Here is a 16,161-nt window from a genome sequence, read left to right on the forward strand (position 1 = left end):
TTATAGTCAAATAGTGCAGTCAAACCAACAAAACAAAAAACCTCATAAACAACGTCATGGCGAAGTCACACCTTCGCTCTTTTGCTATGCTATTTTTTATTCCAAAGCCATTATACACTTTCTTTGACTATTTGCGCAATTTCCTATAAAGTAAAAAAGGACCGGATCAAGTCCAGTCCTCTTTTTCCTATATCTGATCTTCCGTAGGTTCAAATACGTCGTCATTCACCGCGTTTATACCGGCATTAAAGTTTACTTCCTCTGCTGAGGCAGACTGCTCTTTTTCAGCCATGTCTTCCGTATCCGGCTCCGCAGCCGCTTCCTTTACAGGAGCTCCGCACTTTCCACAGTACAGGGAACTTTTGGGAACCTTGGCTCCGCACTCAGCGCAAATACGGCTTCCTTCGCTTTGGGTCAGTTCAATCTCCAGAGCGGCAATTCTTGCCCGGCTGGCTCTGACAGCTTCATAAGCCTTGGTATAAGATTCTTTTGGCTCACTGTTGTCTTCATAATAAAGTTTTCCGATGACTGCATAAGCCTCTTCCAGCTTAGTTTTTTCTGCACCGATCTGTGTCTTTAACTGTATCGTCTCAGTCAATGCTTTCGCCTTCGTTGCAACCTCTTTGCCGGTATCACTAAGTGTCTTTCCCAGCTCTTCAAAAAATGCCATCCGTGATTCCTCCTTTGACTTTCGCTCCTACCATTGTAACTTTATTGTAAGAAAAAGTCAATGAAAGACTGATGAGCCCCAGCCTGTTACTGCTTTAGCACTTCTTTTACGGAGTCAGGAAGACGGTCAACAGGCACGGTGTACTGAGCCTCTTCAAGACCGTTCCCAGCACTTCTGCTAACAGTGAAGCTGACCCGTTCAGTGTTCCAGATACCAAACGGATTCATTCCGGCATATTCTTCAATTGCAGACTCACTCATGATCTGAGTAATCATCTGCGGATCTGTGATCTTATAATACCGTGCACTGTTGGTATCGTAGACTGGTTTATCATAGTAGTAACTGTTTAAATCAATACTGATTTCATGAATTTCTCCAATAGAAGTCCAGTTGTCTACATTAAGCTGGCATTCTTTTAATAATTCCATCGTATTTGAAAATGAGGGATAAACGGGATAATAACCTCTGGATGTTACATCACTATATTGCCAGGAATTCTGATTTCCCTCCCGTCTGCTGTCCGCCTCGGCCTGCATTCTGGTCATAAACTGGATTGAAGCAACTGGATTTTCTTTGGTCATGGTTTCCACAGTTAACTGGCCAAAATCCTTCTGATATGCCAACAGCAGTTTTTCTGTCATGGCCTTATCCGTACCATTGCGGTCACGGCTCACAATACTGGACTGTGACCCTCTGCTGACCCTGACTGCAGCGGTATTCTCAGCGGTCTGACTAAATACAGGATATACTGCCTGAATGAAAACCGGATCTTGGTAGAGCTGTGTCAGTTCTTCTCTTATCTCTGATTCATCGATAGAATAACTGCGGTACACATCTTTTCCGTTTTTCAACGTGTATTTCACTGATAAATCGTGTACCGCTCCTTGTCTCCATGTGCTCGAACCAGCCCCTTCCCAATCTCTTCTGCTATTATTTTCAACTGCTTTTTTTATTATGGAATATGCAGCTTTATTATCCTTAAGTTTCATGTGATTGAAAATATAATCATCCGCACTTTCATATTCCCAGTGATAGTCACCCAGACCATCCTGAACGGCGTCTCCATAAGATACCCAGTTATTATTGTCTCTAAGGGAAACTGCCATGCTCTCTATGGAACTCTCCTGTGGAATATAGCTGTCATATCCGAACAAATCTAATTGAAATCCGGCAAATACCAGCGCTGCCACCAAAGCAGATGCAATCATCTGTTTCCAGTTTGAAAATAATTTTCTAAAGTCAAAATGATAAATGATTTCAATAACACAATGGGATAAAAACATCCCGCAAAGCAATCCGAATACCGCCCAGCCGGTATAGGAACGAATCATATAGAAAAAGAAGCTTCCAAACAGCGCAGATAAAACAACAATGGGGATCCGAATCAATGGCTTACTGATTTTAAATGCCATAGCCTTCTTGGCCGTTTCAGAACCTCTTTTTTTGTATAAGAGCAGACAAAGAAATGTAAACAGGATAAATAGCACTACTACAATAAGTATCTGAGATACAGTCACCCTATTTGCCGCAACGTTGGAGATAAAGATTGCATATGGAGAAGAGTTCTTTAAAAATGGCAGAAACAGTTCTTCCCCGCTCTTATAGCTGGTATGAAAAAAGTATCCATAGCATCCCTGTAAAACCAACAGCAAAGCAGTAAAATATCCTTCAAACACTGCCGTTCCAAAAATACCGACAATTACACTTCCTGTCATGATCATCGCCAGCACTGTAACAGCATAGATCATGGCATAATGCAGCAGAAAAAATAAGAATCCTGAAAGTACAGTCCCGATAATTTTTGCGGGCAAAATTCCGTAAGCGGCGGCTACTCCCAGAGACAGAACAATATTTATTCCATAAGCAGCTGTTACAATTAATATGCCATTGGTATAATTTGCCCAGAATAAATGCTTCCTGTTTACAGGTATTCCATGATAGAAATCAATTTTTTGCCTGGAATGGAGATAGGAAAAACTCGTTACCCCCATAATAACAGATAAAACCATGATCACAAAGACCATCCAGCCATTCTGAAATCCCAGAAAATGCTGTAATTCAGAAATAACATATGCTTTTTTCTGTTCCTCTTTTATGAAGTCTCCAAGTATCATGGCAACCGAGACAGGAAGGGAGAAGAAAAACAACAGGAAAGTAAGTGTCACCGCCCAAAGCCTGCGCTTTATATCTTCCTTGATTATATTAAAAAATAAGTTTCTTGATGTCATAACCTGCCACCTCCGTCTCACTTATAAATATTTCTTCCAGTGATAAAGGAATCATCTCATAGAAAACGGGTTGATAGGATTCCATAATTCCAACAACCGCTTCCTTCGTTCCCCGCACTGTCATGGTATAAAGCTTTCCTCTTGTCTCTGTCTTAATCCGGTCAAGACCTACCAGGTCTTCATCTGTCATCCCTTCCTTCAAAACACATTGGACCTTATGAATATTCAGCTTTAAATCGTCTAAGTCTCTGGAAAGTAAAATACCACCACGATGCAGCAATCCGATATGATCGCAGATGTCCTCAAGCTCCCTTAAATTGTGGGAGGCAATAATCGGGGTTAGATTTCTTTCCGCCATGTCATTGGCAAAAATGCTCTTCACTGCCTGACGCATAACCGGATCCAGTCCGTCAAACGTCTCGTCACAGAACAAATAATCGGTGTTGGCGCTGATACCGCAGGCAACAGACAACTGTTTCTTCATACCCTTTGAAAAGGTATGTACCTTTCTTCTCATCTCCAGACCGAAATTACCAATCAGTTTTTCAAAACGCTTCCGGTCAAAATCAGGATAAACTTTGCTGTAAAATTCCATCATATCCTTGGGAGTCGCATTATTAAAATAATACTGGTCATCTGATATATAGAAAAATCTTCGTTTCACTTTCTCATTCTCAAAGACAGCCTCTCCATCTATGGTTACAATTCCTTCGTCCGGCTTTAAAATTCCGCTTAACAGTCTTAAAAAAGTACTTTTTCCAGCACCATTGGTGCCGATCAATCCAAATACATTCCCATCTTTTATCTCAGCACTAACATGATCCAATGCCATAATGCCGTCAAATTGCTTTGTTAAATTCTCTGCATGAATCATTCGTTCACTCCTCCCCCCGATTTCATTCCTATTATTGTCCATTCCTCTGCCACCCATGAATGGGCCTTATCCTCTTTTATCCCTGCACGCTTCGCTTCTTCAATCCAGCTGCCCAGTTTCTTCTTTAATTCACTGTTCTTCAACGCACGAATGGAGCTGGTATCCGCTACAAAGCTGCCTTTCCCTTTTACAGAATAGATAAATCCTCTCCGTTCCAGCTCGGTATATGCTCTCTGAATCGTATTGGGATTGATCGATAAATCAGTGGCCAGGCTTCGCACAGAAGGCAGCTGGCTGTCTTGCTCCAAAACACCGCAAATCATAAGGTCCTTTAATTTTTCTACAATCTGTTCGTAGATGGGCCTGCGATCTTTGTAATCAAGCAGAATCATAGTTCACCTCTTTCTTAACTGTACCAACACATTTAATACACTTAATATAGCAGATTGCCTCCGGTCTGTCAATCGGAGGCAGTAAAAATTTGTTAATTTCTTCGGTCTTCCACAATCAGAATCCGAATCGCGTTCATTGTATTGCTCCAGTTAAATACATATAAAGTATAGGATGCATTTCCTCTGATGTAAATATTGGAAGTAAGCAGGATGTTTTCACTTTGAGCGCTGCTGCTCATAACAGCAACCAGATAAAAGCCGGTTTTCTGATATTTAAAACCGGTAAGCTCTTTATAGTCCACTTCCTTAAAGGTAAGTTCACCGCCATTTAAAATGACATTTACTTTCCGATTGGTGATGGACAAATTACAAACCCTGAAACAGCCGCTATTAATACCTCCATTGCAGTACATATCCATAATTTCCATAATTTCAAGACCAGAATCGGAATTGATGACTGCTATTGTTATAGCCTGCCCACGGGAAACCTCTATCTGTTTCTCCAGATAAACGTAACCGTTCTGTCCTTCCACGGTCACTGTCTGCATCTTTGCAGATACTCTTCCGTATTGACTCATATCCCCATTATCCAGCCCATTGACTGCCAGCTGCTTATTAATATAGATCTGAAACGGTTCGTATCCTGCTGCTGCATTTAAAAATCTTACCAGACCGTTTTCAGTCGTATTACAATCATAACACGGTATAATTGGCTTAGGAAACACCGTTATAACTGAAGTCCTGTGTTCATCTGAATCAGAATTATCGCTTAGACTACGTTCTAAAAGCCAATCCGCTCTAAGATCCGGAACAGGCACATCAAGCGAAGGATCCTGATTGCGGGTCTCATTAGTCTCTTCTGCCAGCTTATTCGCTTCCTTATCAGGATCGGGGTTTTGATCTGTATTTGTGCCATGCATATAATAAATAATACCCATACAATCCCTCTTTATTATTGTTATATAGTAAGTTTATTCCATGAACAATCCTCAGTGCCTGTCCTGTGATAATCCTCCGTGTTTTGTTACTATTATGTACAAAAAAAGCAAAAAAGTGCACCCGATTTGATCGGATGCACCTTTTATTTTATAAATTAATTATTCATTTCCGTATAAAGTAACCAGCTTCTGCAGATATTCAAATCTTGCTTTTGCATCTTCCTCATTCTTAGAGAATAATTCAGCTGCTCTTTCCGGATTCTTCATAGCTAAGGATGCGTAACGAACCTCACCCTTTAAGAATTCCTGGTATCCTTCCAGTGCAGGAGCCTTGCTGTCTAAGGAGAATTTCTTCTCAGCAGCAGGATTGAAACGGAAGTTATTCCAGTATCCGCACTCTACAGCAAGCTTCTCTTCTGTCTGTGCCTTTGACATACCCTTCTTGATACCATGGCTGATACATGGAGCGTATGCGATAATTAAGGATGGTCCCGGATATGCTTCTGCCTCTGCAATTGCCTTAACAGTCTGATTGTAATCAGCACCCATAGCAATCTGTGCTACATATACATAACCATAGCTCATGGCAATGCTTGCAAGATCTTTCTTCTTGGTGTCTTTTCCGCCAGCTGCGAACTGTGCTACTGCACCAGTCTTAGTAGCCTTGGAAGACTGACCGCCTGTATTGGAATAGATCTCAGTATCAAATACCATGATGTTGATGTCCTTACCGCTTGCAAGAACGTGGTCAACACCACCGAAACCGATATCATATGCCCAGCCGTCACCACCGAAGATCCACTGGGACTTCTTGCCAAGGAAATCTTTTCCTTTCACTACGGCTTTTGCTAAATCACAGTCAACACCCTCTAATGCTGCAACCAGTTTATCAGATGCAGTACCATTGGCAACACCAACGCTGAAGGTATCTAAATATTCTTTGCATGCTGCTTTTACTTCATCGGATGCTTTTTCAGAATTGCTAAGCTCTTCAACCTTATTCTTTAATCCTTCTCTGATGGCATTCTGTGCTAAAAGCATACCATAACCAAATTCTGCATTATCCTCAAACAGAGAGTTAGACCATGCAGGACCCTGTCCCTTAGCATTTACAGTATAAGGTGTAGAAGGTGAGGAGTTACCCCAGATAGAGGAACATCCGGTAGCATTTGCAATATACATTCTGTCGCCGAATAACTGTGTAACCAGTTTTGCATAAGGTGTCTCGCCGCAGCCTGCACATGCTCCTGAGTACTCAAGAAGAGGCTGTTTGAACTGACTTCCCTTAACAGATGCTTCTTTAAATTTATCAATAACTTCCTGCTTAACCGGCAGAGTCTGACCAAAATCAAATCTCTTCTGAATGACTTCGCTGTTAGCTTCCATGTTAACCATGGTAAGAGCTTTCTCGCCCTTCTTTCCAGGACAAACATTTGCACAGGAGCCGCAGCCGGTACAATCTAAAGCAGATACGGTAATTGCAAACTGATATCCTGGCATACCTGTCATTGGAAGTGTCTTCATCTCTTCCGGTTTCTTAGCAGCCTCTTCTTCTGTTAAAGCGATTGGACGGATAACAGCGTGAGGACATACATAAGAACAGAAGTTACACTGAATACAGTTCTCAGGATTCCACTGAGGAATATTTACTGCAATACCACGTTTCTCGTAAGCAGATGATCCGGAAGGTGTGGAACCGTCAGCATAATCAACAAAAGCTGATACAGGTAAGGAATTACCATCCTGAGCACTTACTTTAATCTGAACATTGTTTACAAAATCAACAACATCCTGTCTGCCTTCTGTGATCTTCTTATAATCAAGACCTTCATCTTCGCAGTTCTTCCAGCTTTCCGGTACATCGATCTTAACAACGCCCTTAGCACCGGCATCAATTGCTGCCCAGTTCTTCTGAACGATCTCTTCACCCTTACGTCCGTAAGTTGCCTTAGCAGCAGCTTTCATCAGCTCGTTTGCTTTCTCAGCAGGAATGATTCCTGTCAGTTCAAAGAATGCAGACTGAAGAATTGTGTTAATACGGGTTGGTCCCATACCGGTTTCAATACCGATCTTCACACCGTCAATGGTATAGAACTTGATGTTATGATCAGCAATGTATTTCTTAACCTGTCCTGGTAAATGCTTTTCAAGGCCTTCCTTATCCCATGGGCAGTTTAATAAGAATACACCACCGTCAACCAGTTCCTGAACCATATTGTACTTACGGATATAGGAAGGATTGTGGCATGCTACGAAATTCGCTTTGCGGATTAAATAGGTGGACTTAATCGGCTTATGTCCAAAACGAAGGTGAGACATTGTAACACCGCCGGATTTCTTGGAATCATAGTCAAAGTAAGCCTGTGCGTACATATCAGTATTGTCACCGATAATCTTAATGGAGTTCTTGTTAGCACCTACGGTACCATCAGCGCCAAGACCCCAGAACTTACAGTTTGAAGTTCCTTCCGGAGTTGTAACGATCTCATCGCCTGTCTCAAGAGAAAGGTGGGTTACATCATCAATAATACCGATGGTGAACGGAGATTTTGTCTTATTTTCGTATACAGCTACAATCTGGGTAGGAGTTGTGTCTTTGGAACCAAGACCGTAACGTCCGGTAAGAATCTTAACCTGATCATACTTTGTTCCCTTTAAGGCAGCAACAACATCTAAGTATAACGGCTCGCCTAAAGAACCTGGTTCTTTTGTTCTGTCTAAAACAGAAATAGTCTTAACTGTCTCAGGAAGTGCATCGATTAAAGCCTGTGCGCTGAATGGTCTGTAAAGACGTACTTTAATCACACCAACCTTATGACCTGCTGCAACTAAATAATCAAGAGTTTCTTCAATGGTATCATTAACAGAACCCATAGCAACAATTACATGATCTGCATCTGCTGCGCCATAGTAATTGAACAGTTTGTAATCAGTACCGATCTTTGCATTCACCTTGTCCATATATTTCTGAACAATTGCAGGCAGTGCATTATAATATGGATTGCATGCTTCTCTTGCCTGGAAGAAGATGTCAGGGTTCTGAGCAGAACCTCTCAGGCATGGATGGTTTGGATTTAACGCATGATTGCGGAACTCATCAACGGAATCCATATTTACCATCTCTTTTAAATCTTCATAATCCCATGTTTCAACCTTCTGAATCTCATGAGAAGTACGGAAACCATCAAAGAAGTTAATGAATGGTACTTTTCCCTCAAGAGCTGCCATATGGGCAACTGGAGTTAAGTCCATAACTTCCTGTACGCTGGATTCGCACATCATAGCACAACCGGTCTGACGGCAAGCGTATACATCAGAGTGGTCACCAAAGATTGATAAAGCATGGCTTGCTATTGCACGAGCGGATACATTGATAACACCAGGTAACTGCTCTCCGGCAATTTTATAAAGATTAGGGATCATGAGTAACAGACCCTGGGAAGCTGTATAGGTGGTGGTCAGAGCACCTGCTGCCAAGGAACCGTGAACCGCACCTGCGGCACCTGCCTCAGACTGCATCTCTGTAATGTGCACTGTCTGGCCAAAAATATTAGTTCTTCCGTCTGTAGACCATTCATCTGTAGCTTCTGCCATAGGTGAAGACGGTGTAATAGGATAGATTGCCGCTACATCAGTAAATGCATAGGATGCATGAGCTGCTGCATGGTTTCCATCCATGGTTTTCATTTTTCTTGCCATTCTTGATTTCCTCCTGCAAATGTGAATATTGTATAATTTGGTTCCCGTTAAGGGAAAGTGACCTGACATTATTATAACAATTATTCAACAAAATGCAAATATTAAAACAGGAAAATAAAGTATTATTTTCAAAACAATTTAAAAAAGACAGTATCAGATTGTAAAATACGCCTGATACTGTCTTTATTTTGCTTACTTTTTACTGATTCATGGGATTGGGCGGAATTACATTCTGGCTGTTATCCTCAGTTGTTCCTTCCGTCTCCGGCTGCGTGGCAGCATTTTTCTGGGTCTGTGCTGCCTGTGTCTGCGGAGGCGTCTGTGCTATATCTGCACCCGGTCCATATCCAGTTGGCTGTGTCGCCTGGGTGTTTGGCTGGTTATTTTCCGGTACGGAGCCTGCAGGATCTGTCGCCGGTATCACAACGCCGGATGTATTGCGCTTAATGGTAGCAGACTTTCCGCGGTACGTACTGTTATGGAAGAATTCATCACTTACCACTTTTCCATCTTTCTTCGTTACCAGATTCGTCACCCAGCGGCTTCCCCTGGTCTCCTGCTTAACGACTTTTTCTTCTCCGGGCTGCATCGTCTGGTCCTCTTCGTAAATCGGTTCCGGAGCATCTAACTCTGCAGTCTTTTTGGAGGTCATTGACAATGTTACTCCTTTTTCCAGTATCGGGATTCCCACTACGGAAATCTTAAGCTTGCGGTTAGAAAAGCTGGTCCTGATAGCAATGGCACTGGAGGAGTTATTTATGAACTTCATATCCGGTCCGCCAAAGCTTACCATAGCATCCTCACCCGGTGTAACATAAGATGGTTCATAACTGTGAGCATGCCGCTCCGTTGTTGTCAGTCCAGAAAAAACAACTGCATTGTACAGCGTGGAAGAAACCTGGCATACACCGCCGCCCGGTTCTTCGATCAGGACACCGTTTAAATAAGCTCCTGCGGGGCGGTAACCTTTCTCAGAGGAACGTTCTCCTGTCGCCTTATTAAAAGAGAACTCTTCACCAGGCTGAAGGATCAGACCGTTGAGAGCGGCAGAAGCCAGTTCAATGTTCTTATTCCTGTCACTGTTGGCTGTGGTGGTGGTGGAATAGGTACCAATCACCTGGTACAATTCCTTCGCCTGCTCTTTCGTTATCTCAGGATTGGTTTCCTTTACAGCCGCCGGTATTAAAGCCTTATAATTCTTCGCCTTTATATGTGCCAGTATATCGGCTGTCAGCTGGTCCTGATCAACGGCGATTCCCTTCTCTTCCCCTGAGTAAACGAATGTACCGGTGCTTTTATCAAAGCCTGAGATAGAGCCGTTCTTAGCGGGCACGTCCCACTTTTGGGCAATTGCTTCTACCTCAGCCTTTACTTCATCGTCCATACCGTCAGTATCGATGGTATATTCTTCTTTTGTATCCTTACCGTAAATTTCCTTCAGCAGAGAATCAATCCTGCTGTCCAGAAAATTCTTAAGTTCATAGGTTTTATCCTGATAAGTAACTTTCATTCCCCAGTCAAGAGACTGGTCAATGGTTTTTCGTGCTTCCGCTTTTGATAAACCCGTAATGGAAATACCATCTACACGGACCTCTTTTTTCAGCTGGGTGTCGGAGACTGTTGTAGAATTCACATCTGCCTCCTTTGTCTTATGACCCCCTATATACTTGACAGCAGCCATAACACTGATAACGGAGGCAACAGCGAAAACAGCAGCCAGCAGAATCTTCGTAATGCCGTACTGCGGCCCTCTTCTTCTCTTCTTCCCACGCCTTGGCTGATAGGAACCTGCCCCTCTGTAAGACTGGCTTGTCCTTCTGCCGGAATTTTGCGAATTTCTTTTGCTTCCGTTCCTGGAGGAACTGGTTCTTCCCCCGGTTCTTTGTCTGTTATCTTCCTGACTCATTTACTTCACCTTTTTACATGATTATGTAGCATTACACTGAGTAGTATACCATACTTTGTGGGAAATGCTATTACGATTTTATGAATTTTCTTAATTATTTATCGAGCTGATTCTACATTTTACAGAACTAAAAAAACATGTTACTATAGTATTAATAAACTATTTCATTTCGGAGGTTACTATGAATTTTGTCGATCTTCACGTACATTCCAATGCTTCAGACGGTACCCTGACACCTGCAAAAGTCGTTGAGCTTGCCGCACAAAAGGGGCTTTCTGCCATTGCGCTTACAGACCACGATACAATCGAAGGTATCCCCGAAGCACAGGAGGCTGCAAAAAATCTGCCTTTAGAAGTCATTCCAGGCATTGAACTCTCCTGCGTTTATCTGGGAGAAGAAATTCATATTTTAGGTCTTTATGTCGATCTGTCTGACAAAGAATTCCTTGCTCAGACAGACCAATTAAAAGAGATCCGCATCAAAAGAAATGAGGAAATGATAAACCGGTTTCAAAAAGCCGGTATCGATATCACACTTTGTGAAGTTCAGGCCGGTAATCCGGACACCGTCATTACCCGTGCGCATTTTGCACGTATCCTTCTGGAAAAAGGATATGTAAACAGCATGGACCAGGCATTTAAAAAATATTTAAGCTACACTGGCCCCTACTGTCCGCGTAAAGAAAAAATCACGCCGGAACACGCCATAAAAATACTGGGAAATTGCGGTGCTTCACCCATTCTCGCTCACCCTTACCAGTATCATCTGGGAGACAAAAAAACAGAAGAACTGGTCTCCTATTTAAAGGAACTGGGACTTCATGGCCTGGAGGTTTACCATTCCTCCAATAATCAGTATGAAAGCGGCAAATTAAAAAAACTGGCAAAAAAATACCAGCTTTTTCCCACTGGCGGCTCTGATTTTCACGGATCAAATAAGCCTGATATTGATTTAGGAACGGGAAGAGGCGGCCTTCGGATATCTGCCCTGCTTCTTGATGATATAAAAAGAATACGGCAGGAAAAAGGACTGTAACCTCATCCTGCCCAAATTACATACTAACCGATTTTCCCCTCATCCATATAACGGGCGAGATCCATGGCGAAATATGTAATAAGTATATCCGCACCTGCACGATAGATGCTCACAGCCGATTCACAGACCGTTTTTTCTTCATCCAGATATCCGGCTTTTGCAGCCGCCTTAATCATGGAGTATTCTCCGCTTACGCTGTACGCTGCCACAGGTACGTCGATTAAGTCTGATACCTCACGGATAATATCCAGATAGGAAAGTGCCGGTTTTACCATTACGATATCTGCGCCCTCGGCCACGTCAAGTTCCACTTCCTTTATTGCTTCTTTCCTGTTATGATAATCCATCTGATAGCTCTTACGGTCTCCAAAGGAAGGCGCCGAGCCGGCAGCATCCCGGAACGGTCCGTAAAAAGCTGACGCATATTTAGCTGAATAAGCCATAACAGGTACATTGATAAATCCTGCTTCATCAAGAGCCAGCCTTATGGAATGGATTCTTCCATCCATCATATCAGAAGGGGCCACCATATGTGCACCTGCTCTGGCATGGGAAACTGCAATCCGGTTTAAATACTCCAATGTCTTATCATTATCTACATACTCTCCGTCTAAGATACCACAGTGCCCGTGAGATGTATATTCACACATGCATACGTCTGTTATAATATAAACAGACGGATAATATTCCCGGATATAACGAATGGTACGCTGTACAATCCCGTTATCGTCATAAGCCTGACTGCCCAGGCTGTCTTTTGATGCCGGTATTCCAAATAAAATCACCTTACTGACTCCGGCAGCCGTCAGCTGGTTAAGGATAACAGAAAGCTGGTCTACACTGTATCGGTACTGCCCTTCCATAGAAGGGATATCTTCCATAATTCCTTCTCCGTCCACTGCGAACAAGGGATAAACAAGGGACTGCTTTGATACTCTGGTCTCCCGCACCATCTTTCTTAAGGTTTCAGATGTTCTGAGTCTTCTGGGTCTGAATAATAAATCCATTTCCTTTACCTCCCTTTTATACCTGTTCTATTATACACCCTCTCAAATAAGATTCAAGTAATTCTTGCGGCATTGGAAAAGATTGCTTATAATAGCAGGTGTACAATATGAACCAGAAACGAGGTACGGTATTATGGATGAATTTTATCAGGCAATTGAAAAAGCCATACAAAACACCGGTTATGACGGTCCGGTAAGCGGACAGGACATCTACGATGAAATCTGTGATGAAATTGAAGACAAAGAACCAGGAGCTTATGTGTTCATGTCTAAAAAAACAGATGAAATATTCTTTGAGTACAAGATTCAGATCTTTGAAGACCAGTTTAATTTAAGTGCCATTGACATTCACTCCGGCGGAAAGGTTTATCACGCAGACCTTGATTAATGGAAAAAAGGATTCGCATAAGGCTGACTGCAGCTTGTGCGAATCCTTTTTTTAATGTTTTACTGTTCTTTTCCGTTTTTCACGTTCCCTGACCCTGATTCTTTTATTAACAGTTTCTCTTAAAATCGCATAGAAAACAGAACAAAGCGGGATAAATATCAGCATACCCACAATCCCCATGGCACTGCCTCCTATTGTCACCGCTACCAGAACCCAGATAGCAGGAAGTCCAACTGAATTGCCGACAACATTGGGATAAATTAAATTCCCTTCGATCTGCTGCAGAACAAAAAAGATTATGAGGAACAATGCTGCATCAAAGGGTTTCACCATCAGCATTAAAAAGGCTCCGATTGCACAGCCGATGAACGCTCCAAACATTGGGATCAGAGCAGTGAAAGCAATCAGCACTCCAATGAGAAGCGCATATGGAAGACGTAATATGGATAATGTAATGAAAAACATGCTTCCCAGTATAACCGCCTCCACACACTGCCCAGTCAGGAAATTAGAAAATGTCCGGCTGGAGAGACTTAATATTTCTGAAATTCTCTCAGATGCATGGTCAGGGAGAAACGCTTTCATAAGCTTTTTCATCTGTCTGGATAAATTTTCCTTCTGTAAAAGAATATAAACTGCAAATACCACACCAATCGCAAAGGTCGTCACTCCGCTTATTATACTTAAAGCAGCAGATAACGTGGAGGACAGCACCGTTCCGGCGCCAACGGATAAAAACTGCACAATACCTTCTATATATGATTTCCAGTCAATCTGAATATTGTTGATGTAATCTGCAATTTCCGGATATTGGGAAAAAAGCTTTTCTGCCCCCTGTTTTACATCATTCCAAAATACAGGCAGGCTGTACTGAAGACTTAATACCGTATCAAACAGCTGTGGAATCACTACAAAAGTGACCAGAAGCAAAATCCCGATTACAAATAAAAATGTAAGGCACAGGCTTAAGGGACGGCGAAACTGATTTTCCTTTTTTACAGGCAGAATACGTTCAATCGCCCGCATGGGAACATTTAAAACAAACGCCAATACGCCGCCAAGCAAAAATGGTGTCGTGATCCCAACTGCTCGTACAAGAAGTGCAAATAAGCTTCTATAATTAACGCCTGCTACTACTGCAACCACTGTAAATACGATCAACCAGCGGATTTTTTTGATTGTGCTGTCATTTAATTCCATTCTGTCCTCCATATAATTCTTCCTGAAATACTTTTTGAATCTCCTTTAGCGAAGCGTTAAAGGTTCCCTGCGCTAACAAGGTGCTGCCCCCTCCCCGTCCGTTCAATCTTTCATTTAACAGGTGGCAAAGTGCCCGCATATCAAAAGCACTGCTTCCTGCCGCATACTGATACAGCCCTTCTTCCCCCGAACACACCAGCACAATACTGCCCTTTTTTCCCTCGTAAAGCATGGTACAAAACAGTCTGAGCTGTGCAGGTGTAAGCTGATCCTCTATTATCAGCAGAGGGGAATCTGATTCCGGATATTCTGCCGTTTTCCATTCAAGCAGTTGTCTGGTAAGCCGGTTTAGATCACTATCTTTTTTAAGACTTTCCTCTTTTAATTTTGTAACAGCTTCCACTACGCTGTCAGGCTTTGCTGATAATAATACAGAAATCCCCTGGACAGCATTTAATTTTCTGCTGTAATCAAGAAGTGCCTGTCTGCCGCACAGCAGTGATACCCTGACACCGCCCTTATAACGAGCCACGCCTGTAACCTTTAATAATCCAATCTCTCCTGCAGTCATTACATGAGTTCCGCAGCAGGCGCATATGTCTGCTCCGGGGAATTCTATAATCCGTACCTGGCCGCTGAGTTCCTTTTTGCTCCGATAATCCAGAGTTTCTAACTCTTCCTTTGTCGGATAAGTCTCAAGGACCGGTATATTCTGCCAGATCAGTTCATTCACCTCTGCTTCCACTTCTTCGGCCTGCTCCATGGTCAGCGGTCCGTTAAAATCTACAGTCACTTCGTCCTTTCCCATATGAAATCCAATATTATCGTAACCGTAATGCTTATGTACCACGCCTGAAAACAAATGCTCTCCGGAATGATTCTGCATATGGCTAAATCTCCGCTCCCAGTTAATGGTTCCGGTTACCACCGTCTTTTCCGGAATGGGCCTGTCCGTAATGTGAACGATTCCCTCCGGGCATTCCCTCACATCAGTAACCAGAGCATCTCCCAGAGTTCCTGTATCTGCCGGCTGTCCTCCACCCTCCGGGTAAAACGCAGTCCGGCTTAAGCGAACCAGATATTTCCCATCTTTATCCGGCCTGCACTCAGCCACTTCCGTTTCAAACAGCTTCACATAAGGTTTCTCATAGTATAATTTTTCCATCTTTTACTCCTTTTAATCCTGTTGTTACTAATTATACACAACATTTCTATCAGTTCAATCAAAACAAATCTAAAATTTTTCAGAAATATGGAAACAATGGCAAGCTGACTTTCATACTATTACAGTGTAAACAAATTATTTGGAGGAACCAATATGAGTGATCTGGCAGCAACTAACTGTGGATGCGGATGCGATTGCAACAACGGAGGATGTGGATGCGGTAATAACGGTTGTAATAGTATTATCTGGATTATCCTTCTCCTGTGCTGCTGCTGCGGCGGTAGTGGCTTCGGCGGTGGATGCGGCAGCGGTTGTGGCGGTTGCGGAAATGATGGTTGTGGAAGTTGTATTTGGATCATCATTCTTCTGTTCTGCTGCGGCGGCTGGGGCGGCGGATGCGGCGGATTCGGCTGCTAAACAAAACATAAAACAGGACCCGAACCATCTTTGGTTTGGGTCCTGTTTCCGTTTAACCGCGGCTTTGACCTTTATTCTGTCCAGGTCTGGTAAAAGAAGCCTGACTGGTTGTTCCTTCCTGGCCGCTTCTGTTTTGTTTCTGTTTCATACATTCATCGTCAATTTCATAAACCGCATTTCCATCTATGATTAGTCTGTTTCTCATATATATCACTCTCCTGTAATACTAATATATGCAGCC

14 protein-coding genes are annotated in these 16,161 nt (G+C 42.7%); 3 read left to right on the top strand and 11 right to left on the bottom strand.

The window, feature by feature from the left end; translation table 11 throughout:
* Positions 1-187: 187 nt before the first annotated feature.
* From CRO04_RS21820 to CRO04_RS21850, 7 genes are all read right to left on the bottom strand, one after another.
* Entirely contained in the window at positions 188-670 is a 483-nt protein-coding gene (locus CRO04_RS21820; RefSeq protein WP_097006364.1) for a zinc ribbon domain-containing protein, read from the bottom strand.
* Positions 671-756: 86 nt separating this feature from the next.
* On the bottom strand, positions 757-2,898 hold the full coding sequence (locus CRO04_RS21825) for a DUF6449 domain-containing protein (protein ID WP_097006365.1): 2,142 nt from the start codon (positions 2,896-2,898) through the stop codon (positions 757-759).
* Positions 2,873-3,772, bottom strand: a complete 900-nt coding sequence (locus CRO04_RS21830) for an ABC transporter ATP-binding protein (RefSeq protein ID WP_097006366.1) — start codon at positions 3,770-3,772, stop codon at positions 2,873-2,875. Before CRO04_RS21830 ends, CRO04_RS21825 begins: the two co-directional genes overlap by 26 nt.
* Entirely contained in the window at positions 3,769-4,164 is a 396-nt protein-coding gene (locus CRO04_RS21835; RefSeq protein WP_097006367.1) for a GntR family transcriptional regulator, read from the bottom strand. The genes CRO04_RS21830 and CRO04_RS21835 overlap by 4 nt, the downstream gene beginning before the upstream one ends.
* 92 nt (positions 4,165-4,256) lie before the next feature.
* Complete coding sequence (locus CRO04_RS21840) at positions 4,257-5,102, bottom strand: DUF4397 domain-containing protein (protein ID WP_097006368.1); 846 nt, start codon at positions 5,100-5,102, stop codon at positions 4,257-4,259.
* A gap of 159 nt (positions 5,103-5,261) precedes the next feature.
* On the bottom strand, positions 5,262-8,801 hold the full coding sequence (gene nifJ, locus CRO04_RS21845) for a pyruvate:ferredoxin (flavodoxin) oxidoreductase (protein WP_097006369.1): 3,540 nt from the start codon (positions 8,799-8,801) through the stop codon (positions 5,262-5,264).
* 199 nt (positions 8,802-9,000) lie between these two features.
* Entirely contained in the window at positions 9,001-10,707 is a 1,707-nt protein-coding gene (locus CRO04_RS21850; RefSeq protein ID WP_097006370.1) for a VanW family protein, read from the bottom strand.
* 181 nt (positions 10,708-10,888) lie between these two features.
* Here CRO04_RS21850 and CRO04_RS21855 point away from each other — a divergent pair, with 181 nt between their 5' ends.
* The gene (locus CRO04_RS21855; RefSeq protein ID WP_097006371.1) at positions 10,889-11,743 is read left to right on the top strand and encodes a PHP domain-containing protein; all 855 of its coding nucleotides are present in this window, start codon (positions 10,889-10,891) and stop codon (positions 11,741-11,743) included.
* Between the two features lie 23 nt (positions 11,744-11,766).
* On the opposite strand, the gene hemB is transcribed toward CRO04_RS21855, so the two are convergent.
* On the bottom strand, positions 11,767-12,750 hold the full coding sequence (gene hemB / locus CRO04_RS21860; protein ID WP_097006372.1) for a porphobilinogen synthase: 984 nt from the start codon (positions 12,748-12,750) through the stop codon (positions 11,767-11,769).
* Positions 12,751-12,883: 133 nt separating this feature from the next.
* Here hemB and CRO04_RS21865 point away from each other — a divergent pair, with 133 nt between their 5' ends.
* The gene (locus CRO04_RS21865) at positions 12,884-13,138 is read left to right on the top strand and encodes a hypothetical protein (protein ID WP_097006373.1); all 255 of its coding nucleotides are present in this window, start codon (positions 12,884-12,886) and stop codon (positions 13,136-13,138) included.
* A 51-nt stretch (positions 13,139-13,189) separates the two neighbouring features.
* Here the strand turns inward: CRO04_RS21865 and CRO04_RS21870 are convergent, their stop codons facing one another.
* Together CRO04_RS21870 and CRO04_RS21875 are read right to left on the bottom strand one after the other, a co-directional pair.
* Positions 13,190-14,338, bottom strand: a complete 1,149-nt coding sequence (locus CRO04_RS21870; RefSeq protein ID WP_097006427.1) for an AI-2E family transporter — start codon at positions 14,336-14,338, stop codon at positions 13,190-13,192.
* Complete coding sequence (locus CRO04_RS21875) at positions 14,325-15,503, bottom strand: alanyl-tRNA editing protein (protein ID WP_097006374.1); 1,179 nt, start codon at positions 15,501-15,503, stop codon at positions 14,325-14,327. The genes CRO04_RS21870 and CRO04_RS21875 overlap by 14 nt, the downstream gene beginning before the upstream one ends.
* 153 nt (positions 15,504-15,656) lie before the next feature.
* On the opposite strand from CRO04_RS21875, the gene CRO04_RS27325 reads away from it, so the two are divergent.
* Positions 15,657-15,920, top strand: coding sequence for a hypothetical protein (locus CRO04_RS27325; protein ID WP_097006375.1), 264 nt, complete (start codon positions 15,657-15,659; stop codon positions 15,918-15,920).
* Between the two features lie 52 nt (positions 15,921-15,972).
* Here the strand turns inward: CRO04_RS27325 and CRO04_RS27330 are convergent, their stop codons facing one another.
* Positions 15,973-16,125, bottom strand: a complete 153-nt coding sequence (locus CRO04_RS27330; RefSeq protein WP_242974595.1) for a hypothetical protein — start codon at positions 16,123-16,125, stop codon at positions 15,973-15,975.
* Positions 16,126-16,161: the final 36 nt, after the last annotated feature.

This window comes from Lacrimispora amygdalina (assembly GCF_900205965.1).
GTDB classification, from domain to species: domain Bacteria; phylum Bacillota; class Clostridia; order Lachnospirales; family Lachnospiraceae; genus Lacrimispora; species Lacrimispora amygdalina_A.

Excerpts from the sequence above, each read along its gene's own strand:
- CRO04_RS21820 (WP_097006364.1), bottom strand. The coding sequence starts at position 670 with ATGGCATTTTTTGAAGAGCTGGGAAAGACACTTAGTGATACCGGCAAA.
- CRO04_RS21825 (WP_097006365.1), bottom strand. The coding sequence starts at position 2,898 with ATGACATCAAGAAACTTATTTTTTAATATAATCAAGGAAGATATAAAG.
- CRO04_RS21830 (WP_097006366.1), bottom strand. The coding sequence starts at position 3,772 with ATGATTCATGCAGAGAATTTAACAAAGCAATTTGACGGCATTATGGCA.
- CRO04_RS21835 (WP_097006367.1), bottom strand. The coding sequence starts at position 4,164 with ATGATTCTGCTTGATTACAAAGATCGCAGGCCCATCTACGAACAGATT.
- CRO04_RS21840 (WP_097006368.1), bottom strand. The coding sequence starts at position 5,102 with ATGGGTATTATTTATTATATGCATGGCACAAATACAGATCAAAACCCC.
- nifJ (WP_097006369.1), bottom strand. The coding sequence starts at position 8,801 with ATGGCAAGAAAAATGAAAACCATGGATGGAAACCATGCAGCAGCTCAT.
- CRO04_RS21850 (WP_097006370.1), bottom strand. The coding sequence starts at position 10,707 with ATGAGTCAGGAAGATAACAGACAAAGAACCGGGGGAAGAACCAGTTCC.
- CRO04_RS21855 (WP_097006371.1), top strand. The coding sequence starts at position 10,889 with ATGAATTTTGTCGATCTTCACGTACATTCCAATGCTTCAGACGGTACC.
- hemB (WP_097006372.1), bottom strand. The coding sequence starts at position 12,750 with ATGGATTTATTATTCAGACCCAGAAGACTCAGAACATCTGAAACCTTA.
- CRO04_RS21865 (WP_097006373.1), top strand. The coding sequence starts at position 12,884 with ATGGATGAATTTTATCAGGCAATTGAAAAAGCCATACAAAACACCGGT.
- CRO04_RS21870 (WP_097006427.1), bottom strand. The coding sequence starts at position 14,338 with ATGGAATTAAATGACAGCACAATCAAAAAAATCCGCTGGTTGATCGTA.
- CRO04_RS21875 (WP_097006374.1), bottom strand. The coding sequence starts at position 15,503 with ATGGAAAAATTATACTATGAGAAACCTTATGTGAAGCTGTTTGAAACG.
- CRO04_RS27325 (WP_097006375.1), top strand. The coding sequence starts at position 15,657 with ATGAGTGATCTGGCAGCAACTAACTGTGGATGCGGATGCGATTGCAAC.
- CRO04_RS27330 (WP_242974595.1), bottom strand. The coding sequence starts at position 16,125 with ATGAGAAACAGACTAATCATAGATGGAAATGCGGTTTATGAAATTGAC.